Annotated in this window: 23 protein-coding genes; 17 read left to right on the top strand and 6 right to left on the bottom strand. The window is 59.3% G+C overall.

What is annotated here, in order from left to right:
• Window positions 1-281 precede the first annotated feature (281 nt).
• The 3 genes from WMO20_RS02805 to yfcE form a co-directional block, all read right to left on the bottom strand.
• Complete coding sequence (locus WMO20_RS02805; RefSeq protein WP_349185768.1) at window positions 282-1,214, bottom strand: carbohydrate kinase family protein; 933 nt, start codon at window positions 1,212-1,214, stop codon at window positions 282-284.
• Window positions 1,215-1,389: 175 nt separating this feature from the next.
• Window positions 1,390-2,343 (bottom strand): pyruvate kinase, encoded by a 954-nt coding sequence (pyk, locus tag WMO20_RS02800; protein WP_349185767.1) that lies wholly within the window; start codon window positions 2,341-2,343, stop codon window positions 1,390-1,392.
• A 282-nt stretch (window positions 2,344-2,625) separates the two neighbouring features.
• Entirely contained in the window at window positions 2,626-3,171 is a 546-nt protein-coding gene (gene yfcE / locus WMO20_RS02795; protein WP_112090225.1) for a phosphodiesterase, read from the bottom strand.
• 343 nt (window positions 3,172-3,514) lie between these two features.
• On the opposite strand from yfcE, the gene WMO20_RS02790 reads away from it, so the two are divergent.
• The 15 genes from WMO20_RS02790 (at window position 3,515) to gpmI (ending at window position 20,296) form a co-directional block, all read left to right on the top strand.
• Complete coding sequence (locus WMO20_RS02790) at window positions 3,515-4,849, top strand: MATE family efflux transporter (RefSeq protein ID WP_349185766.1); 1,335 nt, start codon at window positions 3,515-3,517, stop codon at window positions 4,847-4,849.
• A 131-nt stretch (window positions 4,850-4,980) separates the two neighbouring features.
• A complete protein-coding gene (locus tag WMO20_RS02785) occupies window positions 4,981-6,372 on the top strand; it encodes an alanine/glycine:cation symporter family protein (RefSeq protein ID WP_349185765.1) in 1,392 nt (463 codons plus the stop codon).
• 91 nt (window positions 6,373-6,463) lie between these two features.
• The gene (locus WMO20_RS02780; protein WP_112090228.1) at window positions 6,464-7,705 is read left to right on the top strand and encodes an aminopeptidase; all 1,242 of its coding nucleotides are present in this window, start codon (window positions 6,464-6,466) and stop codon (window positions 7,703-7,705) included.
• 147 nt (window positions 7,706-7,852) lie between these two features.
• On the top strand, window positions 7,853-8,338 hold the full coding sequence (gene rimP, locus WMO20_RS02775; protein ID WP_112090229.1) for a ribosome maturation factor RimP: 486 nt from the start codon (window positions 7,853-7,855) through the stop codon (window positions 8,336-8,338).
• Between the two features lie 56 nt (window positions 8,339-8,394).
• Window positions 8,395-9,501 carry a transcription termination factor NusA gene (nusA, locus tag WMO20_RS02770; RefSeq protein WP_097779910.1) on the top strand — a complete coding sequence of 369 codons (1,107 nt, stop codon included), beginning with the start codon at window positions 8,395-8,397 and terminating at the stop codon, window positions 9,499-9,501.
• Between the two features lie 33 nt (window positions 9,502-9,534).
• Window positions 9,535-9,834 (top strand): RNase P modulator RnpM, encoded by a 300-nt coding sequence (rnpM, locus tag WMO20_RS02765; RefSeq protein ID WP_005922334.1) that lies wholly within the window; start codon window positions 9,535-9,537, stop codon window positions 9,832-9,834.
• Window positions 9,818-10,195: a L7Ae/L30e/S12e/Gadd45 family ribosomal protein gene (locus WMO20_RS02760; RefSeq protein WP_005922333.1), complete on the top strand. Its 378-nt coding sequence runs from the start codon at window positions 9,818-9,820 to the stop codon at window positions 10,193-10,195. Before rnpM ends, WMO20_RS02760 begins: the two co-directional genes overlap by 17 nt.
• Window positions 10,192-12,678 carry a translation initiation factor IF-2 gene (gene infB, locus WMO20_RS02755; protein WP_349185764.1) on the top strand — a complete coding sequence of 829 codons (2,487 nt, stop codon included), beginning with the start codon at window positions 10,192-10,194 and terminating at the stop codon, window positions 12,676-12,678. Before WMO20_RS02760 ends, infB begins: the two co-directional genes overlap by 4 nt.
• Window positions 12,679-12,882: 204 nt before the next feature.
• The gene (gene rbfA / locus WMO20_RS02750; RefSeq protein WP_015538188.1) at window positions 12,883-13,275 is read left to right on the top strand and encodes a 30S ribosome-binding factor RbfA; all 393 of its coding nucleotides are present in this window, start codon (window positions 12,883-12,885) and stop codon (window positions 13,273-13,275) included.
• Between the two features lie 17 nt (window positions 13,276-13,292).
• Window positions 13,293-14,282 (top strand): DHH family phosphoesterase, encoded by a 990-nt coding sequence (locus WMO20_RS02745; protein WP_349185763.1) that lies wholly within the window; start codon window positions 13,293-13,295, stop codon window positions 14,280-14,282.
• On the top strand, window positions 14,282-15,166 hold the full coding sequence (truB, locus tag WMO20_RS02740; protein WP_349185833.1) for a tRNA pseudouridine(55) synthase TruB: 885 nt from the start codon (window positions 14,282-14,284) through the stop codon (window positions 15,164-15,166). Before WMO20_RS02745 ends, truB begins: the two co-directional genes overlap by 1 nt.
• A 21-nt stretch (window positions 15,167-15,187) precedes the next feature.
• Entirely contained in the window at window positions 15,188-16,105 is a 918-nt protein-coding gene (gene ribF / locus WMO20_RS02735) for a riboflavin biosynthesis protein RibF (protein ID WP_349185762.1), read from the top strand.
• A gap of 398 nt (window positions 16,106-16,503) precedes the next feature.
• The gene (locus tag WMO20_RS02730; RefSeq protein ID WP_055185372.1) at window positions 16,504-17,712 is read left to right on the top strand and encodes a phosphoglycerate kinase; all 1,209 of its coding nucleotides are present in this window, start codon (window positions 16,504-16,506) and stop codon (window positions 17,710-17,712) included.
• A 103-nt stretch (window positions 17,713-17,815) separates the two neighbouring features.
• A complete protein-coding gene (gene tpiA, locus WMO20_RS02725; RefSeq protein ID WP_349185761.1) occupies window positions 17,816-18,586 on the top strand; it encodes a triose-phosphate isomerase in 771 nt (256 codons plus the stop codon).
• 183 nt (window positions 18,587-18,769) lie between these two features.
• Window positions 18,770-20,296: a 2,3-bisphosphoglycerate-independent phosphoglycerate mutase gene (gpmI, locus tag WMO20_RS02720; protein ID WP_112090236.1), complete on the top strand. Its 1,527-nt coding sequence runs from the start codon at window positions 18,770-18,772 to the stop codon at window positions 20,294-20,296.
• Window positions 20,297-20,640: 344 nt separating this feature from the next.
• On the opposite strand, the gene WMO20_RS02715 is transcribed toward gpmI, so the two are convergent.
• The 3 genes from WMO20_RS02715 to aroF form a co-directional block, all read right to left on the bottom strand.
• A complete protein-coding gene (locus WMO20_RS02715) occupies window positions 20,641-21,723 on the bottom strand; it encodes an FAD:protein FMN transferase (RefSeq protein ID WP_349185760.1) in 1,083 nt (360 codons plus the stop codon).
• A complete protein-coding gene (locus tag WMO20_RS02710) occupies window positions 21,720-22,142 on the bottom strand; it encodes a DUF3783 domain-containing protein (RefSeq protein WP_055185365.1) in 423 nt (140 codons plus the stop codon). Before WMO20_RS02710 ends, WMO20_RS02715 begins: the two co-directional genes overlap by 4 nt.
• A gap of 133 nt (window positions 22,143-22,275) precedes the next feature.
• Entirely contained in the window at window positions 22,276-23,289 is a 1,014-nt protein-coding gene (aroF, locus tag WMO20_RS02705) for a 3-deoxy-7-phosphoheptulonate synthase (protein ID WP_005922307.1), read from the bottom strand.
• A 208-nt stretch (window positions 23,290-23,497) separates the two neighbouring features.
• Here aroF and ybaK point away from each other — a divergent pair, with 208 nt between their 5' ends.
• Together ybaK and purE are read left to right on the top strand one after the other, a co-directional pair.
• A complete protein-coding gene (ybaK, locus tag WMO20_RS02700) occupies window positions 23,498-23,980 on the top strand; it encodes a Cys-tRNA(Pro) deacylase (RefSeq protein WP_112090239.1) in 483 nt (160 codons plus the stop codon).
• Between the two features lie 461 nt (window positions 23,981-24,441).
• Entirely contained in the window at window positions 24,442-24,942 is a 501-nt protein-coding gene (gene purE, locus WMO20_RS02695; RefSeq protein ID WP_005922300.1) for a 5-(carboxyamino)imidazole ribonucleotide mutase, read from the top strand.
• Window positions 24,943-24,948: the final 6 nt, after the last annotated feature.

Below are 24,948 nucleotides of genomic sequence, written 5' to 3'. Positions count from 1 at the left end.
AAGGCGAGCCGAAAAATCCGCAATTTTAGTTATAGATGCAGCTTTCCTTTGCGGCTCCTCTTGTGAAAAGGCCAACCGGGAAAATCCGCAGATTTTCCCGGTTGGCAAAATATAAATAATTTCTCCGCTGAAAATGGCCAAAGTGCAACGACGACGACCGCCGCCAGTGGCGGAAACAGGGAGGAGTTGTTGGGGCAGCGGCCAGCAAGACGCAAGCGCCGCCCAAGGCACGATGCGGATGCTGGGTGCCGCAACCCGATAGCGGAGACCATTCCAAACCGTTAATCCACCACCGGTACATCCAGCCCGAACTCCTGCGGGCGGAAGCGGGGACAGACGTTCTCGGTGATGCAGATGACCGAGGCGGCCAGACGGCTGCCGATCTCGCAGGACTCTGCCAGCGTTTTGCCGTAGGTCAGGCCGATGACCGTGCCGGCAAAGAAGGCGTCCCCCGCGCCGGTGGTGTCCATAACGTCCACCTTTTTGGCAGGCACGATGCCGCAGCTGCCGTCCGCACAGGCGTATACCGCGCCCTGTCCGCCCATGGTCACCACCATGCTGGGAATGTTGGCGCTGCGCACGTTGCCCGTGAGCACCCGGCACATCTCGTCCGGGGAGAGGTGGTCGTAATCATCCGAGAACAGCAGCCCGGCCTCCTGCTGGTTGCATACAAAACAATCGATCTGCTGCAAAAAATCCCGCCGCTCCATGGCGATGCTCATGTTGGAGACCACGGCAAACACCTTTTTGCCGTACTTTTTGGCGTAGCGCAGGGTCTGCTTCACCGTTTCTTTTTCGAGGTCTAGTTCCAGTGCAATGGAATCGCAGCCTGCAAAAATGGCATCGCCCTGCTCCTGCAGCAGACCGGTCAGCGGGGTGGTATCCGGCCGCTTGGAGATGGCAGCGTGCACATCGCCGTCGTTGTCAAAGATGGCCAGCCATGTGCCCATGCCGTCCGGCTTTTTCTGGATAAAGCGGGTGTTGACCTTGTGCCTTGCCAGCTTGTCGATGACGTCCTGTCCCATGCCGGTGTCGTCCACCAGACCCACAAAGGTGGGGCGCAGCTCCACGTTGGCAATATCCTCCACCACGTTGCGGCTCACACCGCCGTGTACCTGCTCGATGCGTCCGGCGTTGCGCCCGCCGGGGATATAGGTGGAAAGGGGATAGCCCTTGATATCCACAAAAACAGCTCCGATGACTACGATACCCATAAACGATAAACCTTTCTGACTTCAGTTGATTTTACCTGTATTATACAGGAAGCAGAAAAAAGATGCTATCCTTTTGCGGAAAAATATCTCTCGGTCACGACCTCTTTCCGTGAAAAAGGGCTTCCGAAAAGTCCGCAGACTTTTCGGAAGCCCAAATAAAAAATAATTTTTCCTCTTACATCGCCGTGCGGGCGGTGCGCACCAGATACTCCATGGCCTGCACCGGGTACTGCCCGGCGGCGGTCTCGCCGGTGAGCATCAGGCTGGATGCGCCGTCCAGTACGGCGTTGTAGATGTCGTTCACCTCGGCGCGGGTGGGCACAGCCCGGGTGTGCATACTGTCCAGCATCTGGGTCACCACCATAAAGGGTACTCCGGCTGCCCGGCAGGCGGCAGAAAGCTGCTTCTGGCAGCGGGGCAGCTCCCACAGGGGCATCGCGTTGCCAAGGTCGCCCCGGGCAATGACTACCTCGTCCACCAGCGGCAAAAACTCCGGCAGCGCCTGCACGCCCGCAAGGTTTTCAATTTTGGCAAGAATTTTCAGCTGCGGCGCACCGGCTTCTGCCAGCGCCTGCCGCAGATTGCAAATATCCGCCGCGCCGCGCACAAAGGGCAGCATGACCCCGGTAACGCCGCAACCGGCGGCGATGGCAAGGTTCTCCTTGTCCTCGGTGGTCAGGGTGGGCATCTGGATGTCTGCCCCCGGTGCGGCCAGACTTTTGCGGCTTTGCAGCACGCCGCCCCGCACTACGGTGCACACGAGCGCTTCCGGCTCTGCGGTGTCCACCCGTGCCAGCAGCTTGCCGTCATCCAGCAGCAGCTCCTGCCCGGGCTGCACGCTGTGCACCAGCGCGGCAGGGCAGGGGATGCCCTGTGCGCCCAGACGCACGGTCTGCCCGGCGGTCAGGGATAGCGGCTGCGGCAGACGTCCAATGCGCAGTTCTGGCCCCTGCAGGTCGATGAGAAGCTTTTTGACCCCGGCCTTGCGCAGCAGCGCCAGCCAGTCCGCGTGCGCTGCCAGCGGCCCGTGAGAAAGATTCATGCGGATGCCGGTCATACCGGCTTCCACCATCTGCTGCAAAAGCTTTACATCGGCACAGGCAGGGCCGATGGTTCCGTAAAAATCCATAATTCCTCCTGCAATTCGTGTTTTCTTTCTATTGTAGCATGACCGCGCAGCAAAAGATAGCCCGGCGGCGCATAAAAAACACCGGAAGCCGATGCAAAGCCTCCGGTGTCTTTTTATGATGCCTTATGGGGTTTACTGCTACACTTTGCACCGCCTGCGTTCAGTACAAAGCTTACAGCTCCCTCTATTTTTAAAGGTTGTACTTAGTTTACAGCATTTCGGGCAGTTCGTCAAGGGCTTTTTCCAGCTTTTGCCGGGAAAAACTGGAATATCACAACATTATCACAACTGCAGCTGGTGGTAGCACGCGCCCTCCATGGTCTTCCAACAGGCGGTGCTTCCCTCCAAGGTCATGTAGCTGTGGGCGGTGTTTTCCTTGGGAATGCTCACGGAGCCGGGGTTTAAGTAAAGGTTCCCCTGCCCGAAGTTTGTCCATGCGGGCACATGGGTGTGACCGTGGAGCAAAATATCCCCCGGGGCAAGGGGCGGCAGATGGTTCAGGTTGAACACATGGCCGTGGGTGACGTAGACCAGCCGCTGCCCCACCGGCAGCACGGCGTAATCCGCCAGCACCGGGAAATTGAGCACCATCTGGTCTACATCGGCGTCGCAGTTGCCGCGCACACACAGCAGCTTGGGCGCAAGGCTGTTCAGCAGCGGAATCACCTTTTTGGGGGCGTAATCCCGGGGCAGGTCGTTGCGGGGGCCGTGGTAGAGCAGGTCTCCCAGAAACAGCAGGCGGTCGGCCTGCTCCCGTTCAAAGGCCTGCTGCAGCTGCTGCGCATAATAATAGGAGCCGTGCAGGTCTGATGCGATCATCCATTTCATATACAATGCCCTCCCTCAGAGCCGGTTTGCCTTATTGTAGCGCCTGATGTAAAAATGGTCAAGCGATTGCAAAAGTCATACTTTTACGCCGAAACCCCTTGACATACCGCCGGGGATGTGGTATTCTGCTAAAGTTGCAGCCCGCAAATGCGCGGGGGCATATCGCGGACAGCTGCCGCGATCATAAAAACCGTGTGGATTTTTACAGCAACATTGCTACTTTTCGCCACACAATGACCTTTAAAGGGTCATTGTGTGGCTTTTTTTGCGCCGGAAACCGGCTGCAAGCCGATGCTGTGCCCGCCACATTTTTGCTTTTTACAGATAGCAGGTGAATTTTTTTATGAACGAAACTTTTATGAAGGAGAAGCCGGTGCTGCCGCTGCTGCTCTCGATGGCGCTGCCCAATGTGCTCTCCATGCTGGTAAACAGCCTGTACAACATTGTGGACAGCCTGTTTGTGGCGCGCATCAGCGAGGACGCCATGACCGCGTTAAGTCTGGTGTTCCCCATCCAGAACTTTTCCAACGCCATTGCCATCGGCTTTGGCATCGGCATCAACGCCATGATCGCGCTGTATCTGGGCGCGGGCGACAGCGAAAAGGCCGAGACGGCCGCCACCCACGGCTTTGTGCTCAGCCTTGTGCACGGCGTGGTGATGATGGTGGTCGGCATCGCCATCATGCCCGGCTTTCTGCGCCGCTTTACGCAGGACGAGGCGCTGATCGCCGCCGGTATCACCTACTCCACCATCGTGTTCCTGTTTTTGGTCGTGAACATGGTCTCGCTGGCCTTTGAAAAAATCTTTCAGGCAGTGGGTCGCATGAAGGTGTCCATGGTTGCCTTGATCACCGGCTGCGTGTGCAATATTTTACTGGACCCTGTGCTCATTTTCGGCCTTGGGCCGGTGCCGGCTATGGGCATTGCGGGCGCGGCACTGGCCACCGGCATCGGTCAGGCGCTCAGCGTGGCGGTCTACCTTGTGGTCTATCTGCGCACCGAGCTGCCGGTGCGGCTGCGCCGCCGCTGCCTGCGCCCGGACGCAGCGCTGGACGGCAGACTGTACGCCATCGGCATTCCGGCCATCCTCAATCTGGCGCTGCCCTCGCTGCTGGTCACCTTCCTCAACGGGCTGCTGGCAGCTTTCTCTCAGAGTTATGTGGTGGTGCTGGGCATCTATTATAAATTGCAGACCTTTTTGTACCTGCCCGCCAACGGCTTCGTGCAGGGAATGCGCCCCCTCATCGGCTACAATTACGGTGCGCGGGAGCACGCCCGGGTGAAAAAACTGTTCCAGCTGACCCTGCTCATGAGCGCAGCCATCATGGCGGCGGGCACGGTGATCTGTCAATTTGCCTCCGGGCAGCTGATGGGGCTGTTCACCCAGAACCCCGAAACCATCGCCGCCGGGCAGACTGCCTTGCGCATCATCAGTATCGGCTTTGTCATCTCGGCAGTCTCCACCACCGCTTCCGGTGCACTGGAGGGACTGGGCAAGGGCGCAGAATCGCTGGTCATCGCGCTGTGCCGGTATGTTATTTTCATCATGCCGCTGGCTGCACTGCTGTGTAACTGGCTGGGCGCAGACGGCGTATGGCACGCCTTCTGGCTTACCGAGGTGCTGGCAGCGGCGGTCTCCGGCATCGTCTACCGCCGGGCGGTCACACATAAAAAATAAGAATTTCTGATAGGGGCGTTTCATAACGTCCCTATTTTTCATTGACACTACGGAAAAAGTACGGTAAAATAATTTTCGTGTTTTGACAAAAACTGTCAGTGCGCAAGATATTACAGAGGATGTGGAAGTATATGATCGAGACCATTGCCGCCGTCAATCAGGCGGTGAACAGCTTTATCTGGGGCATCCCCGCCATGGTGTGCATCATTGGCGTGGGGCTGCTGCTCAGTGTCCGCACGGGCTTTTTGCAGATCCGCAAATTCCCCTACGCCATCCGCACCACCGTGGGCCGGATGTTCCGCAAGCGGGATGCTTCGGATGGTGCCATGACCCCTTTTCAGGCGGTGTGCACCGCGCTGGCGGGCACAGTGGGCACCGGCAACATTGCCGGTGTGGCGGGCGCTATCGCCATCGGCGGCCCGGGTGCCGTGTTCTGGATGTGGTGCTCTGCGCTGCTGGGGATGTGCACCAAGTTTGCCGAGGTGACGCTGGCTGTGCATTTCCGGGAGCGCAGCGATACCGGCGAGTGGGTGGGCGGCCCGATGTACTATATTAAAAACGGCCTTGGCCGTCGCTGGCAGTTCCTGGCCGTGCTGTACGCACTGTTCGGCGTGCTGACCGTGTTCGGCACCGGCAACGCAACGCAGGTGAATACCATCGTGGCGGCAGTGGATACCGCCCTGCTGGAATACGGGCTTGTGGGTAATGGCTTTCTGCCCACCCTCAACCTTATCGTGGGCATCCTTGTGGCTGTTCTGGTGGCGCTGGTGCTGCTGGGCGGCATCAAGCGTATTGGCAGCGTAAGCGAGAAGCTGGTGCCCTTTATGGCACTGTTTTACATTGTGCTGTCGGTGGGCGTGGTGGTGCTCAACTTTTCCCGTCTGCCCTATGTGCTGGAATCCATCGTGGCGGGCGCGTTCAACCCCGCTGCCTTTACCGGCGGCACTATTGGCAGCCTGTTCGTCAGTATGCAAAAGGGCGTTTCCCGCGGCATCTTTTCCAACGAGGCCGGTCTTGGCACCGGCTCCATCGCCCATGCCTGCGCCGACACCAAAAAGCCGGTCAAGCAGGGTATGTTCGGCATTTTTGAGGTGTTTGCCGATACCATCGTCATCTGCACCCTGACCGCGCTGGTCATCCTGTGCAGCGGCACCTCGGTCAGCTACGGCGCAGCGGCCGGTGCAGAGCTGACCATCTCCGGCTTTACCACCACCTACGGCGGCTGGGCTTCCATTTTTACCGCTGTGGCGCTGTGCTGCTTTGCCTTTTCCACCATCATCGGCTGGGGTCTGTACGGCTCCCGCTTTCTGGTGTTCCTGTGCAAGAGCAACAAGGTGGCGCGCCCCTTCTTTGTGGTGTATGCTCTGGTAGCCATTCTGGGCGCTACCATGGACCTTGGTCTGCTGTGGAGCATCGCCGACACCTTCAACGGCCTGATGAGCATCCCGAACCTCATCGCGCTGCTGCTGCTTTCCGGCACGGTGGTACAGATGACCCGCGCCTTTTTTGAATCGGAAGGGTGAGCGGTATTCCCGCCCATAGTGGACAGAAACGCCGGAACGCGGTATACTGAGAGAAAAACAACGGTGGCTATACACCACAGGAGGTTCTGACGTGGAAAACTTTAACGAATTACTGCAAAAGTATGCGGATTTTATCGTCCGGGTGGGTGTGAACCCGCAGCCGGGGCAGACTTTGATCATCAACTGCCCGCTGGAGGGTGCTCCGCTGGCACGGCTGTGCGTGCGCAGCGCCTACGAAGCCGGTGCGCGGGACGTGCAGGTGAACTGGCAGGATGACGCCGTTACCCGCATCCGCATGGAGCTGGGCAGCGAGGACGCACTGACCGACCACAAGGGCTGGCAGCTGCGCCGCTATCTGGACTACGCCGAGAGCGAGGGCGGCGTGTGCGTGCTGCATCTTATTGCGGACGACCCGGAACTGTTTGCCGGGCTGGACGGCGCTAAGATCAGCCGTGTGAACAGCGCGAACCGCAGCTTTATGCAGCCGTGGCGGGAGTACACCATGAACGACCGGGTGCAGTGGTCCATCGCTGCTCTGCCCGCAGAGCCGTGGGCAAAGAAGATGTTCCCGGAGCTGGACACTGCCGCCGCCATTGAAGCACAGTGGAAGCTCATTTTTGACACCTGCCGTGTGACCGGCGGCGACCCGGTAGGGGAGTGGCAGAAGCATCTGGACCGCCTGAACGAGCTGGGCGCAAAGATGAACGCCCTGGATCTGGAAAGCGTGCATTTTGAAAGCGCCAACGGCACCGACCTGACCGTGGGTCTGGCGGAGCAGGCTGTGTGGGAGAGCGCCGGCAGCAAAAACGAGAAGGGTGTGCCCTTCCTGCCCAACATCCCCACCGAGGAGGTGTTCACCGCACCCCATAAGGATAAGGTGGACGGCATCGTTTACGGCACAAAGCCCTACGTCTTTAACGGACAGCTGATCAAAAACTTCCATGTCACCTTCAAGGACGGCAAGGTAGTGGAGCACGGCGCGGACGAGGGCGCAGATCTGCTGGGTCAGCTGCTGGACACCGACGAGGGCGCACGCCACATTGGCGAGGTGGCACTGGTGCCTGCCTCCAGCCCCATCAACCGCAGCGGCAAGCTGTTCTACAACACCCTGTTTGACGAGAACGCCGCCTGTCACATCGCCTTTGGCGACAGCTACCCCGGCACCACCGTGGGCGGCACCGGCCTTTCCAAGGAAGAGCTGGCAGCCCGCGGCATGAACCACTCCTCTCTGCACGAGGATGTGATGGTGGGTGCAGAGGACAGCCGCATCACCGGCAAATGCCGCGATGGCCGCACTGTACAGCTGTTTGAAAACGGCGTCTGGGTGCTGTAAAAAGCCCCAAAGGGCGCGCAACTGCAAAAAAATTGCGAAAATGCTTGCATAAATCGCAAGAGTATGCTATATTCTAGTAGTACGATATAGTTTAACCTGAAACGTGGGCCGCAAGGTCCGCGTTTCTTGTTTGTTTGGAGGTTTTTTATGGCGAAGCAGTCTGGCGGCAACACCGCGCAGAGAGTGGAAGCGCTTGTCCGTCCCACGGTGGAAGGCATGGGTCTGCGCCTGTGGGATGTGGTTTTTGAGAAGGAAGGGCCGGACTGGTATCTTCGCATCCTCATCGACCGGGACGGCACCATGGATACCGACACCTGTGCTGAGGTGTCCCACGCACTGGACCCCATTCTGGACGAAGCGGACCCCATCGACCAGAGCTATTATCTGGAAGTGGGCAGCCCCGGCCTTGGCCGCAAGCTGACCCGCCCGGAGCACTACGAGGTGCTGAAGGGCCAGAAGGTGCGGGCAAAGCTCATCCGCCCCAACGCCGACGGCGTGCGGGAACTGTCCGGCATCCTGACCGGCCGCGAGGGCAGCACCGTGACGCTGGAGACCGAAAACGGCCCTGTGACCTTTGAGGTGAATGCAGTCTCCGGCGTGCAGCTGTGCGACGACGAGGATCTGTTCAACTGAAAATAACCGTCTCTGAGAGAGAAAAGAGAACAAAATATATAGGAGGAACCCGAAAAATGACAGCAGAGAATAAGGACTTTTTTGAAGCGCTCTCCATGCTGGAGCATGAGCGCGGCATCACCGCAGAGTACCTGATCGAAAAGATCAAGGCGGCTATCATCATTGCCGTCAAGAAGAACTATGAGGTCGAGGAGGATCACATCCGGGTGGACATCGACCCCGACACCGGCCGCTTTGACGTGGCACTGATCCAGGACATCGTGGCAGACGAGGACTGGTACGACGAGCACGCCGAGATCGGTGTGACCGAAGCACGCAAGATCCGCAGCAGCTACGAGGTGGGCGACCGCATCATCACCCCGCTCAAGACCCGCGATTTTGGCCGCATTGCCGCCCAGACCGCAAAGCACGTCATCCGTCAGGGCATCCGCGAAGCCGAGCGCAACCAGCAGCTCAGCGAGATCCAGTCCCGCGCACATGACATCGTGCAGGCCACCGTTACCCGCGTGGATACCGAGAAGGGCATCGTAGCGCTGGATCTGGGCAAGGGCGGCGAGGCTGTTCTGCCCCGCAACGAGCAGGTGCCCGGCGAGGTGTACACCGAGGGCGAGACCCTGCAGGTCTACATCGTGGATGTGGTCAGCACCGAGCGCGGTCCCCGCGTGATGATCAGCCGCACCCATCCCGGCCTTGTCAAGCGCCTGTTTGAGCTGGAAGTGCCCGAGATCTTTGACGGCACTGTGGAGGTAAAGGCCATCAGCCGCGAAGCCGGTGCCCGCACCAAGATGGCTGTCTGGTCCAAGGACCCCAACGTCAACCCTGTTTCTGCCTGCATCGGCGAGCACGGTGCCCGTGTGGCTGCTGTTGTGGAAAAGCTGGGCGGTGAGAAGATCGATATCGTCAAGTGGAGCGAGGATATCTCTGAGTTCATCTCCGCAGCCCTGAGCCCCGCCAAGGTGGTCAAGGTGGAGCTGCTGCCCGGCGAGACCCGCTCCTGCCGTGTCACCGTGCCCGACCAGCAGCTGAGTCTGGCCATCGGCAACAAGGGTCAGAACGCCCGCCTGTGCGCCCGCCTGACCGGCTACAACATTGATATCCGTCCCGAGAGCGGCTACTACGGCGAGGACGAAGAGCCCAAGAAGGACGCAGCAGACGCTGAATAAGCCCGGCACCATCTGCCGAAGGAGGGAAACCGGATGGCACAAAAAAAGATCCCTGCCCGCCAGTGTATCGGCTGCATGACCAGCCGCCCCAAAAAGGAGCTGGTGCGCGTGGTGCGCGCACCCAGCGGGGAGATCAGCATTGATCTGGTAGGCAAAAAGCCGGGGCGCGGCGCATATCTCTGCCCTGACCCGGACTGCCTGACCAAGGCAAAGAAGAAAAAGGCGCTGGAGCGCTGCTTTGAGCAGCCGGTTCCCGCCGAGGTATACGATGCGCTGGCTGTACAGCTGGCCGCAGCCGCAAAGGAGGCAGCAGCCGATGGCAAAAAAGAATAACGCCCCCGCAAAACCCAAGCTGCCCCCGGAGGAGGCGCTGTATCAGGCCGTGAGCCTGTGCCGCAAGGCCGGTGCGCTGACCATGGGCTTTGACGCCGTGGAGGAGGCCTGCGTAAAAAGCAAGGCATGGCTGGTGATGACCGCATCGGACATCAGCCCCAAGACCCTGCAGCGTTTGAACTACGCCGTGGGCGACTTGGTGGACGTGTTCACCATGCCGCTGACGCAGGATAAGCTTGCCGATATCAGCCACAAGCCCGTGGCTGTTTACGCGGTGACCGACCGCAACCTCGCAAAGCTCTGCTTCGACCGCCTGTCGGACTGCGGAGCAATCAAAAATGAGGAGGATATGAGCGAATGATCGTAAAATATAAAGTGAGTGACTTTGCAAAGGATCTGAACCTTTCTGCAAAGAAGGTGCTGGACGAGCTGGCTGCTATGGGCAGCACCGGCAAGAAGAACAGCTCCAATCTGGAGGAAAACGAGCTGAACTACCTGCTGGAGAAGTTCAGCAAGGACAACAGCGTGGCGAATCTGGACGAGTTTCTGAACAGCGCCAAGGCTCCCAAGGAGGAGCCCAAGGCTGAGAAGAAGGCTGAGCAGAAGGCCGAAAAGAAGGCTGAGAAGAAGCCCGAGGCTCCCAAGGCTGACAAAAAGCCCCAGCAGCCCACCGCAAAGGCCGAGCAGCCCAAGGCAAACAACAATAATAATAACAATAACGGCAAGCACGGCGACAAGAAGCCCGAGCAGCACAAGAAGCGCGAGGAAAAGACCGTTTCCTTCAGCGAGCTGGCACGCGAGACCGGCGCAAAGGCCACCGCTGCCCCCGCACAGGCAGTCTCTGTCCGCCGCGAGGACAATCAGGTCACTGTGGATACCCGCACTGTGGATATGAACGTGGATCGCTTCGATGCCCGTTACGATGATCTGGCCTCTACCAAGAACACCGAGAACCGCCGCAAGCCCACCCCGCAGGGCAACAAGCAGAAGTTCACCCAGCGCGGTCAGCGCCAGCGCCAGCAGTTCCAGAAGGGCAAGCGCGAGACCGAGTTCGAGCGTCTGCAGCGCATCCAGCTGGAAAAGGCACGCAATGCCCAGCTGAAGGTGCTGATCCCCGACGAGATCACTGTGGGCGAGCTGGCTGCCCGCCTGAAGCAGCAGGCCGGTAAGGTCATTGCCAAGTTCATGCAGATGGGTGAGATGCACGCCATCAACGATGTGATCGATTTCGACACCGCAGCTCTGCTGGCTGAGGAGTTCCACGCAAAGGTCGAGCACGAGGTGCATGTCACCATCGAGGAGCGTCTGTTCACGCAGGAGGAGGACGCACAGGAGGATCTGGTGGAGCGTCCCCCGGTGGTCTGTGTCATGGGTCACGTTGACCACGGCAAGACCAGTATTCTGGATGCCATCCGTAAGACCAACGTCACCGCAGGCGAGGCCGGCGGTATTACGCAGGCCATCGGTGCATATCAGGTCAAGGTCAACGACAGCCTCATCACCTTCCTGGATACCCCGGGCCACGAGGCGTTCACCTCCATGCGTGCCCGCGGTGCCAACATGACCGATATTGCAGTTCTGGTGGTTGCTGCCGACGACGGCATCATGCCCCAGACCATCGAGTCCATCAACCACGCCAAGGCTGCAAATGTCAAGCTCATCGTGGCAATGAACAAGATGGATAAGCCCACCGCAAACCCCGAGCGCGTGATGGAAGGCCTGACCAAGTACGGCATCATCACCGAGGACTGGGGCGGCGATGTAGCCTGCATCCCGGTGTCTGCCCTGACCGGCATGGGCATCAACGACCTGCTGGAGCGCATTGCTCTGGAAGCTGAGGTCATGGAGCTGAAGGCAAACCCCAACCGCCGCGCCAAGGGTGCGGTCGTCGAGGCCCGTCTGGACAAGGGCCAGGGCCCCATTGCCACCATTCTGGTGCAGAACGGCACTCTGCACGCCGGCGACGTCATCATTGCCGGTACCGCTGTGGGCCGCGTGCGCACCATGCGCAGCGACAAGGGTCAACTGCTCACCGATGCCGGCCCCTCTACCCCTGTGGAGATCACCGGCTTGACCGCAGTACCGGAAGCAGGCGACCTGTTCGAGGCTGTTGAGGACGAGCGTCTGGCCCGTGAGCTGGCCGAACAGCGCGTTGCTGCCGCCAAGGAAAAGCAGTTCTCCTCCTTCCAGAAGGTCACGCTGGATAACCTGTTCAGCCAGATGGCACAGAACGACATGAAGGAGCTGGCCATCGTGGTCAAGGCCGATGTGCAGGGCTCTGCCGAGGCTGTGAAGCAGAGTTTGGAGAAGATTTCCAACGATGAGGTGCGCGTGCGCGTTATCCACGCCGGTGTCGGCGCCATCAGCAAGTCTGACGTGGATCTGGCCGATGCCTCCAACGCCATCATCATCGGCTTCAACGTCCGCCCGGACAATGTGGCCAAGGAAGAAGCCGCTGCCACCAAGGTGGAAATGCGTATGTACCGCGTCATCTACGACGCCATCAACGATGTCACCGACGCTATGAAGGGTATGCTGGCACCCAAGTTCCGCGAGGTCTCTCTGGGCGAGCTGCAGGTGCGTCAGGTGTACAAGATCTCCAACGTGGGCACCGTTGCAGGCTGCCGCGTGACCAGCGGCAAGATCACCCGCGACAGCAAGGTGCGCGTGGTGCGTGACGGTATCGTCATTGCCGAGGACGAGATCGCATCCCTGAAGCGCTTCAAGGATGACGCCAAGGAAGTGGCCGAGGGCTACGAGTGCGGCGTGACGCTGGAGAAGTTTGCGGACGTCAAGGAAGGCGACGTGTACGAAGCCTTCAAGATGGAAGAGTACCGCGACTAAGCAAAAACCGAATATATAACAGCTTCCCGGCAGAAAAGGCTTCCCCCGTCCGGGGGAAGCTGTCGAACGAAGTGAGACTGATGAGGGCGTATCTTTCGCAGGTGTGGAGCGTGCGCCCTCATCCGTCGTTCTGGCAGACAGATGCCGCCTTTCCCCGGGCGGGGAAGGGCTTTGGGAAGCTGCCGACAGAATTTGGAGAAAACTATGTCTCAGAAAAATATGGGCCGTCTTGCGCAGGATATGAAGCGCGAGGTCATTGCCATCATCGGCCGGCTGAAGGACCCGCGGCTGGAGGGCGGTCTGCTGACCGTCACCCGTTTGGACGTGACGCCGGATCTGGATGTGGCAAAGGTGTATGTAAGCGTGATGGGCCGTGCGGACGGCCCCAAGCCCGCAATCGAAGCGCTGAACCGTGCCGCAGGCCATGTGCGCACCGAGGTCAGCAAAAAAATGCACATCCGCAAGGCACCCCGCTTCATCTTTGTGGAGGATGACGGTGCCGCCTACGCCGCCCACATCAACGAGCTGCTGCGCAGCCTGAACGTGAACGGCGAGGAGGAAGCACAGCCTGCCGATACCGAACAGACCGAGGACTGACTGCCTTTGCGGAAAGGATGGATCATTGGATGACAGAACAACTGAATGTGCAGCAGATGGCGCAGCGCCTGCTGGCTGCGGACAACATTTTGATTCTGTGCCACAAAAACCCGGACGGTGACACCATCGGCTGCGGCAGCGCCCTGTACTACGCGCTCAAAGCGTTGGAAAAAACAACGGCGGTGCTCTGCTCCGATACCGTGCCGTCCCGCTACGCCTTTACGAACCCACGGCTGTTCAAGGGTGAGTTCGAGCCCCGCACCGTGATCGCGGTGGACGTGGCAGGCTTGCAGCTGTTTGGCGAAAATAACGGTGTGCCGCAGTTTGCACGCCATGTGGACCTGTGCATCGACCACCATGCAGGCAACAACGGCTATGCCGATTTCACCCTTCTGGATGCCGGTGCCGCTGCGGCAGCAGAGCTGCTGTATCAGGTCATCGTGGAGATGGGCGTGCCCATCTCCACCCACATTGCGGACTGTCTGTACACCGGCATTGCCACCGATACCGGCTGCTTCAAGTTCTCCTCCACCACAGCCAACACCCACACGGTGGCGGCAAAGCTTATTGAAGCCGGCTGTCATGTGGAGGAACTGAACACCCTGCTCTTCGACACCAAGCCCCGTGCCCGCATGGAGGCCGAGCGCATCGCCCGCAACCATCTGGAGTACTATCTGGACGGCCGATGTGCCCTGATCTACCTGACACGGGACGAGATCCGGCAGAGCGGGGTAGACCCCGCAGATCTGGAAGAGCTGACCAGCCTGCCCATCAGCATCGAGGGAGTCAAGGTCGGTCTGACCCTGCGCCAGCAGCCCGGCGGCAGCTACCGCATCAGCGTGCGCACCGCAAAGGGCGTGGACGCCTGTGCCATCGCCCGGCGGCTGGGCGGCGGCGGCCACACCCGCGCAGCGGGCTGTGAGCTGCTGGGCGACCTTGAAAACGCCAAGAATGCGATCCTTGCAGAGGTGGAAGCCGAGCTGGACGCACCGCAGGAGGAAGCATGATGCAGGGCATCCTGATCGTAGACAAGCCCATGGACTGGACCAGCTTTGACGTGGTGGCAAAGCTGCGCGGCGTGCTGGGCACCCGCAAGCTGGGGCACAGCGGTACGCTGGACCCCATGGCCACCGGCGTTCTGCCGGTGTTCTGCGGCGGTGCCAGCAAGGCGGTGGACCTGCAGCTGAACCACGACAAGACTTACCGCGCCACCCTGCGCCTGGGTGCACGCACCGATACCGGCGACAGCACCGGCACGGTGCTGGAGACTGCACCCGTCACCGCCGGAGAGAAGGAACTGCTGGCTGTGCTGCCGCAGTTTATCGGCCCGCAGATGCAAGTGCCGCCTATGTACTCGGCGGTCAAGATCAACGGACAGCCGCTGTATAAGCTGGCGCGCGAGGGCGTGACCGTGGAGCGCAAGGCGCGCCCCATTGAGATCTACGGCATCGAGTACGGCGGCAGTCCGGCAGAAAACGAGTATGTACTGACGGTGCGCTGCTCCAAGGGCACCTACATCCGCACACTGCTGGAGGATATCGCCGCCGCCATGGGGCAGAAGGGCACCATGAGCGCTCTGCGCCGCACCGCTGCCGGTCTGTACACCGAAGCAGACGCCCATACGCTGGAAGAAATTCTTGCCGCAAAGGAGCAGGGGAGCGCTGCGCTGGAAGCACTGATGCTGCCGGTGGAAAGCGTGTTCACCCCGTTGCCGCTGCTGGTGGTGGAGCCATGGGTGGAGCAGCATCTGTACAACGGCTGCCCCACCAGCCGCTACCCCGCAGCAGACGGACGCTACCGGGTGCGCAATGCCGCTGGGCAGTTCCTTGGCCTTGCCAATATTACCGGCGGGGTGCTCCGGGTGGAAAAACTGTTCGTGGAACGTAATTGAGCAATAAAGGAAACAAGACCCATGCAGATCATTTCTCAGTTTGCCCCGCTGCCGCTGGCGCAGCCCGAAAAAGGCACCGCCGTGGCCATGGGCTACTTTGACGGCATCCATATCGGCCACCGGGCGGTGATCGAAGGGGCTGTGCAGTGGGCAAAGACCCATGACGCAGCCCCGGCGGTGTTCACCTTCCGCCTGCCGGTGGAAAATAAAATGAAGGGCAAGCGCCTGCTTTCTACCGAGGATAAGCACGCCTTGATCCACAGCCTTGGGGTGGAGTATTACCTCACCCCGGACTTTGAAGCGATCAAAGCGCTGAGCCCGGAGGAGTTCGTGCGCGGCATTGTGGAAAACTGCCACGCCCGGGCGCTGTTCTGCGGCGAAAACTTCACCTTTGGCGCAAAAGCTGCCGGTACGCCGGAGCTGCTGCGCACCCTCTGTGCCCCCCTTGGGGTAGAGGTGGTGGTGGTGCCCATGGCGCAGTTTGAGGAAAAGCCGGTGTCCTCCACCCGCATCCGCACCGCACTGGAGGGCGGGGATATCCCCGCTGCCAACGCCATGCTGGGGATGCCCTATGCCATCCGCTTTGCGGTGCAGCACGGGGCAGGGCTGGGACACACCCTTGGGGTGCCCACCATCAACCAGCTGTACCCGCAGGGCTTCCAGATGCCCCGCAGCGGCATTTATATCACCCGCACCTGCATCAACGGGGTGTGGTATCCCTCGGCCACCGGTCTGGGCAGCCGCCCTACCGTGAACGATGACGCCACCAAGGTGACCTGCGAGACCTTTATCCCGGGCTTTTCCGGCGACTTGTACGGCACCGACCCGGTGGTGGAGTTCCACGCCTACCTGAGCCCCAGCAAAAAGTTTGATACGCTGGACCAGCTGCGGGACTGCATCAACAATGCCGCCCGCCGCGCACAGGAATATTTTGCATAACGCATAAGCAGACAGGCCGTTGCACAGTATTTTGTGCGGCGGCCTTGTTTGATGCGGGACGATTTGAAATGCCCTCCGCTTGCGCTCTGGGCATAATTCAAGGAATTTTGTTTTTTTATTTGAGCTTCCGAAAAGTCTGCGGACTTTTCGGAAGCTTTTTTCACGGAAGAGAACGGAACGGAAAACGGCATTTCCGGCGTCTGCGGGCAGAAAAAACCGCACTTCGGGCAAAATAGACACATTTCCGTGCAACAACGGTAAATGTTTGTTAAACAATTATCTATCTCTTATCCTTGCAATACACGCAGTTTTTGTTTATAATAGTAGCTGTACGGGGCAACGCCCCGATTGTGAGCGAGACTCTGGTTCAGAATTATAACTTGAGAGGAGTTTTTACCATGGGTTTAGGTAAGAAGACGATCGACGATCAGAACTACTGCGGCAAGAAGGTGCTTGTCCGCTGCGATTTCAACGTCCCGATGAAGGACGGTGTCATCACCAACGAGAACCGCATCAATGCAGCACTGCCCACCATCCAGAAGCTGGTCAACGATGGCGCTAAGGTCATCCTGTGCAGCCATCTGGGCAAGCCCAAGAACGGCCCTGAGGCTAAGTTCAGCCTGGCTCCCGTTGCTGTGGCTCTGAGCGCAAAGCTGGGCAAGACCGTTGTGTTTGCCGACGACGACAACGTTGTGGGCGAGAACGCAAAGGCTGCTGTGGCTGCTATGAACAACGGCGATGTCGTTCTGCTGCAGAACACCCGTTTCCGCAAGGAAGAGACCAAGAATATGCCTGAGTTCAGCGAGGAGCTGGCTTCTCTGGCTGACGCTTATGTGGACGATGCCTTCGGCAGCTGCCACCGTGCACACTGCTCCACTGCAGGTGTCACCGACTACATCAAGGATACCGCTGTCGGTTACCTGATGGAGAAGGAGATCAAGTATCTGGGCAACGCCGTCAACGACCCCGTCCGTCCCTTCACCGCTATTCTGGGCGGTGCCAAGGTCGCTGATAAGCTGAACGTCATCTCCAACCTGCTGGAGAAGGTCGATACCCTGATCATCGGCGGCGGCATGGCTTACACCTTCGTCAAGGCTCAGGGCTACGAAGTCGGCAAGAGCCTGTGCGACGACACCAAGCTGGACTACTGCAAGGAAATGATGGCTAAGGCCAAGGAGAAGGGCGTCAAGCTGCTGCTGCCCGTGGATGCTGTCTGCATCAAGGACTTCCCCGATCCCATCGACGCTCCTGTGGACGTCACCGTGGTGCCTGTCACTGCGATCCCCGCTGACATGGAGGGCTGCGACATCGGCCCCGAGACCATGAAGCTGTTTGCTGACGCTGTCAAGGCTTCCAAGACTGTTGTCTGGAACGGCCCCATGGGCGTGTTCGAGAACCCCACTCTGGCAGCCGGTACTCTGGCTGTTGCCAAGGCTATGGCTGAGAGCGATGCTACCACCGTTATCGGCGGCGGCGACAGCGCAGCAGCTGTGCAGCAGATGGGTCTGGGCGACAAGATGACCCACATCTCCACCGGCGGCGGCGCTTCTCTGGAGTATCTGGAGGGCAAGGAGCTGCCCGGCATCGCAGTCATCCAGAACGCATAATTTTTCCGGCATCACAATGGGTGCGGCGGCATTTACGCCGCCGCATCTTTTCTTTTTGTGCAGGTAATTTGTAAATATTTACGAAGGTAAGGAGAAAATAACAATGGATAAGGCAAAGCGCAAGGCTATTATCGCTGGCAACTGGAAGATGAACAAGACCGCCTCCGAGGCTGCTGTTCTGGTGGACGAGCTGATCCCCGCCGTGAAGGACGCCGCCTGCGAGGTGGTCATCTGCACCCCGTTTACCGATCTGGTCACCGCTGTGGCTAAGACCAAGGGCACCAACATCCATGTCGGTGCCGAGAACGTCCACTTTGAGAAGTCCGGTGCTTTCACCGGCGAGATCAGCGCCGATATGCTGGTGGATCTGGGCGTGGAGTACGTCATCGTCGGCCACTCTGAGCGCCGCCAGTACTTTGCAGAGACCGACCAGACCGTCAACAAGCGCACTCTGGCTGCGCTGAATGCCGGCCTGAAGGTCATCATCTGCGTGGGCGAGAGCCTGCAGCAGCGCGAGGAGGGCGTTACCGAGGAGCTGGTCCGTATGCAGACCAAGATCGCCCTGCGTGACGTGACCGCCGAGCAGATGGCAAACGTTGTCATCGCCTACGAGCCTGTCTGGGCCATCGGCACCGGCAAGACCGCTACCGCTGATCAGGCAGAGGAAGTCTGCGCTCAGATCCGCAAGGTGGTAGGTGAGCTGTACGGCGAGACCGTAGCCGAAGCTACCACCGTGCAGTACGGCGGCAGCATGAATGCCAAGAACTGCGAGGAGCTGCTGAGCAAGAAGGACGTGGACGGCGGCCTGATCGGCGGCGCATCCCTGAAGGCTGCCGACTTTGCAGTCATCGTCAATGCAGCCACCAAGGGCTGAGCAACTGCCTTTTCTTAAATGAGCTGTTTCAGCGCCCGGCTGCGCCGTTTTTTCAGCGCTGAGCCGGGCGCTGATCTGTTTTACAGCAGCTGCTCGGGTGTTATGCACCCGCAGGCTGTACCTGCAGGCAGGGCGCTTAGCCTTGCCCGCAACGCGTGATAAATTCAAAGGAGATTCAATTTTATGGCAAAGAAACCTGTTCTTCTGTGCATCATGGATGGCTTCGGCTGGGTGCCGAACGAGACCTTCGGCAACGCTGTTGTGGCTGCCAAGACCCCCCATCTGGATGCTCTGATGGAAAAGTACCCCATGACCACCATTGATGCTTCCGGCATGGCTGTCGGTCTGCCCGACGGCCAGATGGGCAACTCCGAGGTCGGCCACACCAACATGGGCGCAGGCCGCATCGTGTACCAGCAGCTGACCCTCATCACCAAGTCCATCCGCGACGGCGAGATGCTCAAGAACCCTGTGCTGGTCAAGAACATGAAGGCCGCCATCGAGGCCGGCAAGGCCATCCATCTGATGGGTCTGGTGGGCACCGGCGGCGTGCACAGCCATGCCGACCACTGGTTTGGTGTGCTGGAAATGGCAAAGCATCTGGGTGCAAAGGAAATTTACCTGCACTGCATCACCGACGGCCGCGACACCGACCCCCACTCCGGCAAGGGCTTCCTGGCTGACCTGCAGGCTAAGCTGGACGAGCTGGGCGTGGGCAAGATCGCCAGCGTTTCCGGCCGTTACTACGCCATGGACCGCGATAACAACTGGGATCGCGAGGAGAAGGCCTATGCTGCCTTCGTCTACGGCGAGGGTGAGCACGCTGCCAACGCTGCCGAGGCCATCGAAGCTTCCTATGCCGCAGACAAGACCGATGAGTTCGTGCTGCCCTGCGTCACCTGCGAGGGTGGCCGCGTGCAGGATGGCGACACCGTCATCTTCATGAACTTCCGCCCCGACCGTGCCCGCCAGATGACCCGCATCTTCTGTGACGATGCTTTTACCGGCTTCGAGCGCCGCGGCGGCCGCAAGCAGGTGAACTACGTCTGCATGGCCGAGTACGATGCCACCATGCCCAACTGCGAGGTTGCTTATCCCCCGGTGGAGCTGAAGAACGTTCTGGGCGAGTATCTGTCTGCCCACGGCAAGACCCAGCTGCGCATTGCCGAGACTGAGAAGTACGCCCACGTTACCTTCTTCTTTAACGGCGGCGTGGAAGCTCCCTACGAGGGCGAGGACCGCTGCGTCATCCCCAGCCCCAAGGTTGCTACCTACGACCTGAAGCCCGAGATGAGCGCCCCCGAAGTCGCTGCCGAGTGCGTCAAGCGCATCGAGAGCGGCAAGTACGATGTGGTCATCCTGAACTTCGCAAACTGCGATATGGTCGGCCACACCGGCGTGTTCGATGCTGCTGTCAAGGCCGTTGAGGCTGTGGATACCTGCGTGGATCAGGTGGTCACCGCTGTGCTGAACGCCGGCGGCTGCGCCTTCATCACCGCCGACCACGGCAACGCTGAAAAGATGATGAACCCGGACGGCACCCCCTTCACCGCCCACACTACCAACGTTGTGCCCTTTGTGGCAGTTGGCTGCGGTGACGTGAAGCTGCGCGAGGGCGGCTGTCTGGCCGATATCGCACCCACCATGCTGCCCTATATCGGCCTGCCCGTTCCCGCCGAGATGACCGGCAAGAGCATCATCGTGGAGTGATGCCAGACGGGATAACCGGATAAACAAACAAAAGGCTGCTGCACATTGCGTGCGGCAGCCTTTTTGCGTAAAGAGACGATTTTGAATGCCCTCCGCTTTGCTCTGGGCATAAATAGCGGAAAGAAAATTTTTTGTTTGTTTTTCCGAAAAGTCTGCGGACTTTTCGGAAAAACTTTTTCACGGGAGGGGGTGCAATGCCGTTGTCCTTTACGACCCCTTCTGTGAAAAGGGAATAGCGGAGCGTCCGCAGACGCTCCGCTATTCCGAAATAAAAAATAATTTTTCCGCTGAAGATGGCCAGAGCGCACGCGGAGGCCATTTTGATCGTCCCACCTGCAAAAAACTTACTTTTTCAGGTGGCTGTCCCAGCCGCTGGAGGTGGTGGCCTGCTTATCGGGCGTGCACCACATGGCTTCTACGCCGTCCAGCGACTCCACCAGCTTCTGCCCCTCTTCCAGCGGCATACAGAACAGGGCGGTGGTCAGGCAGTCTGCCATGCCGGAGTCCGGGCACAGCACGGTGACGCCGTTGTAGTAGGCAGCGGGCCAAAGGGTGTCCGGGTCGATGATGTGGTGGTAGCGCTTGCCGTCCACCACAAAGTAGCGCTGGTAGTCGCCGCTGGTCACCAGCGCAAGGTCGCTCATGTTGATGGGCGAGCCGAAGATGGAATTGGTGTTGGTATACACCTCAGAAGCGTTCCACGGGTTCTCCACGCCGCCCGTCCACTGGCTGCCGTCCGGCTTTGTGCCGATGGCGCGCAGGTTGCCGCCCACGCTCACCAGTGCGCTGGTCAGGCCCCGGGCTTCGGCGGCGCGGCAGACCATCTCCACGGCGTACCCTTTGCCCACACTGCCCACGTCCAGCGACATCTCCGGGTCGGACAGATAGACCGTTTTGGCGTCCTCGTCGATGACAAGATCGTTGATATCGCAGTGCTGGGCAGCGGCTTCCAACTCCTCCTGCGTGGGCAGGGTGTTGTCGGCATCGGAAGCGTCCTTTTCAGCGGCTTCGCGGTGGTCGTGCCAGATGCCCAGCACACTGCCCATGGCAATGTTGATCTTGCCGCCGGTCAGGTCGTACATCTGCCGCGCCAGCTCCAGCATGGAGAGGATGCGGTCATCCACCTGTACCGGGGCTTTGCCGGCGTTTTCGTTGATGGTCTTAACGTTCACAACGCCGTCGTAGTCGTTGTAGATATCGTAGAGCTGGTTGTAGGCGATCAGATCCTGATGCAGCGCCTGCATCTGGGTGTTGAACGCTTCCTCGCTCTCGCAGTAGGCGATGACCTGCGTCACCGTGTCGAATACGTCATAAAAGATGGTGGTGTACCGGATCAGCTCCTTTTTGGGCTTGCAGCCGGCCAGAAGGCTAAGGCTCAGCACCGCCGCCAGCAGTGCAGCGGTTATGCGGGTGATGCGGCTCTTCATACGGTCTGGCTCTCCTTTGCAGCGCTAAAGGCGGTGTGCTCCTCCTGCAGGTGCGCCAGCAGGTCTGCAAACATCCAGTTGCGGTTTGCGGGGGTGACCACCGCCTTGAGCGGGATGGTCACCTGTGCCTGCCGCATCAGGTCCAGCAGGGTGTCCACGTCCTTATCGCGGAAGTTTGCCAGCACCAGCGCCGGGGGATAGGCACCGGGCTCCAGCACCAGCGTTCTGGGGGCTTTTACCTCCACCTCGCCCAGCAGCTGGGCAACGGTCTTGCCGGCATCGGCGGGGGCAACGGGCAGCAGCTTCATGCCAAAGGCGGGTGCCATGCCCTCCAGCTTGCCCCGGTCGGCGGGGGAAAGGTTCCAGCCCAGCGCCAGCGGCACCCCGGCGTTCTGGTTGCGTGCAATGTGTGCTTTCATCTTTAAAACCTCTTTCGGCAGTGTTTTTTCAAAATACACTATAGTATACCATAAAACCCGTGAAAAGAAAATGAAAACCCGCCGGTGCATACAAAAAAAGCTCCCCCTTGCGGGGGAGCGGACGGAGCAGGGTTCAGTTCATTTTTTTGCCGAAGAACTCCACCTCTTTGCCGATGAACTGCATCAGCTCATCGAACTGGTCGGGGGTCAGGCTCTGAGCGCCGTCGCACTTGGCCTTGGCGGGGTTGTTGTGCACCTCGATCATCAGGCCGTCGGCACCGGCAGCGACCGCGGCTTTCGCCAGCTCCGGCACCATCCATGCGTGGCCGCAGGCGTGGCTGGGGTCTACCACCACCGGCAGATGGGTCATCTTGTGCAGCATGACCACACCGGCAAGGTCCAGCGTGTTGCGCATACTGGTCTCGAAGGTACGGATGCCGCGCTCGCACAGGATGACGTTCTCGTTACCCTCGGCCATAATGTACTCGGCGCTCATCACGAACTCTTCCAGCGTGTTGGCAAGGCCGCGCTTGAGCAGCACCGGCTTTTTCTGGCGTCCAACGGCTTTGAGCAGCTCAAAATTCTGCATATTGCGGGCACCCACCTGAATGAGGTCCACATTTTCAAACAGGGGCAGGTGCTCGGTGTTCATGATCTCGGTCACGATGGGCGAACCGGTGGCGCGGCGTGCCAGCTTGAGCAGATCCAGACCCTCACTGCGCATACCCTGAAAAGAGTAGGGGGAGGTGCGGGGCTTGAACGCACCGCCGCGCAGCAGGGAAGCGCCTGCCGCCTTTACCCGCTGGGCGCAGTAGGTGATCTGCTCCTCGCTTTCAATGCTGCACGGCCCGGCGATGACTGCAAAGTTGCCGCCGCCGATCTTGACGCCTTCTACGTCGATAACGCTGTCGTCCGGGTGGAACTTGCGGTTGGCCTTTTTGTAGGGCTCGGACACGCGGCGGCAGGTCTCCACCACCGGGTTCGCCAGCACCCAGCTTTCCGCAATGGCCTTGGTATCGCCGATCAGACCCAGAATATGGGTGTCGCTGCCCTTGGAATCGTTGATCTGCAGCCCCATATCCTCCAGCTCGTGGCAGAACTCGCGCACCTGTACGTCGGGGGCATCCTGTTTGAGTACGATGATCATAGTGTTTTGTCTCCTTTGCCTTTTTCTATCCTGTAAAACGGCGAGGGAGACCGGCTCCTTTGCCGCAGCTTGCAGTGTCAAACTTCAGTGCTCTGAAGTGCGTGACGCTATGATATCACTTCATGAAACTGAAGTCAAGAGAAATTTTGAATTTTTTCGGAAAAAGTGGTAAAATAGAAACAAAGCAAATGTAAAAGAGGAAATAACAATGGGAAAAGAAGCTAAAACCAACGCAATGCGCATTCTGGAACGGGAAAAGGTGGCCTACACCGCCCACGAGTACCCCCACGAGGAGGGGGTGGCGGTGGACGGTGTGACCGTAGCCGCCAGCATGGGCGAGGACCCTGCCTGCGTATACAAGACGCTGGTAACGCAGGGCAGCAGCAAAAACTATTTTGTGTTCGTCATTCCGGTGGCGGCAGAGCTGGATTTAAAGGCCGCTGCCCGCAGCGTGGGCGAAAAGAGCGTGGCAATGATCCATGTGGCAGATATCAACAAGGTCACCGGTTATGTGCGGGGCGGCTGCAGCCCGGTGGGCATGAAAAAGCAGTACCGCACCGTCTTTGACGAAAGCGTGCTGACCCAGCAGAAGGTCTATGTTTCCGGCGGGCGCATCGGTACGCAGGTGTGCTGTGCCCCGGCAGATCTGATCCGCGCTGCACGCGCCGACACCGCAAAGATCATTTTTTAAAAATGCTGCTCCGTATCTGGGATACATCAACACAGCCTTTACATAAAATATACCCGCTGCATAAGTCATACTTAAAAAGAAAAAGGATGGCGAAACTGCACAAAACTTTCGAAAGTTTTTTGACGGCATGGGAACACAAGGGAGAATTTGCCCAAACGCTCTTTGCAAAGCGGTTTTTTTGCCGTAAACTGTATCTAGCACAGGGACGATGCCCCAAAAAACGGGCTTGCATCGCCGCCTGAAAAAACGCTTGCACAGGAAACTGCGGAGGGAAACTTCAATGATGCTGCTGGTGCCGGGTCGCATGGAATGGGGTCACATTCACTGCAATCAGGGGCATGGTGCAACCTTGTGCAAAATGCGCGGACAGAAAAACTGGAAATAAAGGCCGTGGTACAGGTGTACCGCAGCCTTTTTTGTTTGTCGGTCTTGTTGGACATGAGAAAGAGAGGCTTTGGAAAATGGTTCGTAAAGTGGCAGTGATCATGGGTTCGGACAGCGATTGGCCGGTAGTCAAGGGTGCCTGCGCCCAGCTGAAGGCACTGGACATCCCCTTTGAGGCGCACATCCTTTCGGCACACCGCACCCCCGCCGAGGCAGCAGCCTTTGCAAAAAGCGCAAAGGCCAACGGCTTTGGAGTCATCCTGTGCGCGGCAGGCATGGCAGCACATCTGGCAGGTGCTTTTGCCGCCAACACCACCCTGCCGGTCATCGGCATCCCCATGAAGGGCGGCGCGATGGATGGCTTGGACGCTCTGCTGGCTACCGTGCAGATGCCCAGCGGCATCCCGGTGGCGACCGTGGCGCTGAACGGTGCCAAGAACGCCGCATGGCTGGCTGCTGAAATTCTGGCACTGAACGATGATGCACTGGCTGAAAAGCTGGAAGCCGAGCGCGTAGCCATGGCACAGCAGATCGCAGCCAAGGAAGAAAAGCTGCAGAACGAACTGAACGAGCTGTAAAGGAGA

It is taken from the genome of Faecalibacterium intestinale (genome assembly GCF_040096575.1).
GTDB classification, from domain to species: Bacteria; Bacillota; Clostridia; order Oscillospirales; family Ruminococcaceae; genus Faecalibacterium; species Faecalibacterium intestinale.
Note: the sequence above shows the minus strand (reverse complement) of the source record. Positions and strands in the feature narration are given on the sequence as shown.

Coding starts and splice junctions, on each gene's coding strand:
- infB (WP_349185764.1), top strand. CDS start 10,192: ATGATCGTAAAATATAAAGTGAGTGACTTTGCAAAGGATCTGAACCTT.
- WMO20_RS02785 (WP_349185765.1), top strand. CDS start 4,981: ATGATCGAGACCATTGCCGCCGTCAATCAGGCGGTGAACAGCTTTATC.
- WMO20_RS02760 (WP_005922333.1), top strand. CDS start 9,818: ATGGCAAAAAAGAATAACGCCCCCGCAAAACCCAAGCTGCCCCCGGAG.
- WMO20_RS02710 (WP_055185365.1), bottom strand. CDS start 22,142: ATGAAAGCACACATTGCACGCAACCAGAACGCCGGGGTGCCGCTGGCG.
- rbfA (WP_015538188.1), top strand. CDS start 12,883: ATGTCTCAGAAAAATATGGGCCGTCTTGCGCAGGATATGAAGCGCGAG.
- yfcE (WP_112090225.1), bottom strand. CDS start 3,171: ATGAAATGGATGATCGCATCAGACCTGCACGGCTCCTATTATTATGCG.
- rimP (WP_112090229.1), top strand. CDS start 7,853: ATGGCGAAGCAGTCTGGCGGCAACACCGCGCAGAGAGTGGAAGCGCTT.
- WMO20_RS02715 (WP_349185760.1), bottom strand. CDS start 21,723: ATGAAGAGCCGCATCACCCGCATAACCGCTGCACTGCTGGCGGCGGTG.
- ribF (WP_349185762.1), top strand. CDS start 15,188: ATGCAGATCATTTCTCAGTTTGCCCCGCTGCCGCTGGCGCAGCCCGAA.
- nusA (WP_097779910.1), top strand. CDS start 8,395: ATGACAGCAGAGAATAAGGACTTTTTTGAAGCGCTCTCCATGCTGGAG.
- purE (WP_005922300.1), top strand. CDS start 24,442: ATGGTTCGTAAAGTGGCAGTGATCATGGGTTCGGACAGCGATTGGCCG.
- ybaK (WP_112090239.1), top strand. CDS start 23,498: ATGGGAAAAGAAGCTAAAACCAACGCAATGCGCATTCTGGAACGGGAA.
- truB (WP_349185833.1), top strand. CDS start 14,282: ATGCAGGGCATCCTGATCGTAGACAAGCCCATGGACTGGACCAGCTTT.
- rnpM (WP_005922334.1), top strand. CDS start 9,535: ATGGCACAAAAAAAGATCCCTGCCCGCCAGTGTATCGGCTGCATGACC.
- aroF (WP_005922307.1), bottom strand. CDS start 23,289: ATGATCATCGTACTCAAACAGGATGCCCCCGACGTACAGGTGCGCGAG.
- WMO20_RS02730 (WP_055185372.1), top strand. CDS start 16,504: ATGGGTTTAGGTAAGAAGACGATCGACGATCAGAACTACTGCGGCAAG.
- WMO20_RS02745 (WP_349185763.1), top strand. CDS start 13,293: ATGGATCATTGGATGACAGAACAACTGAATGTGCAGCAGATGGCGCAG.
- pyk (WP_349185767.1), bottom strand. CDS start 2,343: ATGGATTTTTACGGAACCATCGGCCCTGCCTGTGCCGATGTAAAGCTT.
- tpiA (WP_349185761.1), top strand. CDS start 17,816: ATGGATAAGGCAAAGCGCAAGGCTATTATCGCTGGCAACTGGAAGATG.
- WMO20_RS02805 (WP_349185768.1), bottom strand. CDS start 1,214: ATGGGTATCGTAGTCATCGGAGCTGTTTTTGTGGATATCAAGGGCTAT.
- gpmI (WP_112090236.1), top strand. CDS start 18,770: ATGGCAAAGAAACCTGTTCTTCTGTGCATCATGGATGGCTTCGGCTGG.
- WMO20_RS02790 (WP_349185766.1), top strand. CDS start 3,515: ATGAACGAAACTTTTATGAAGGAGAAGCCGGTGCTGCCGCTGCTGCTC.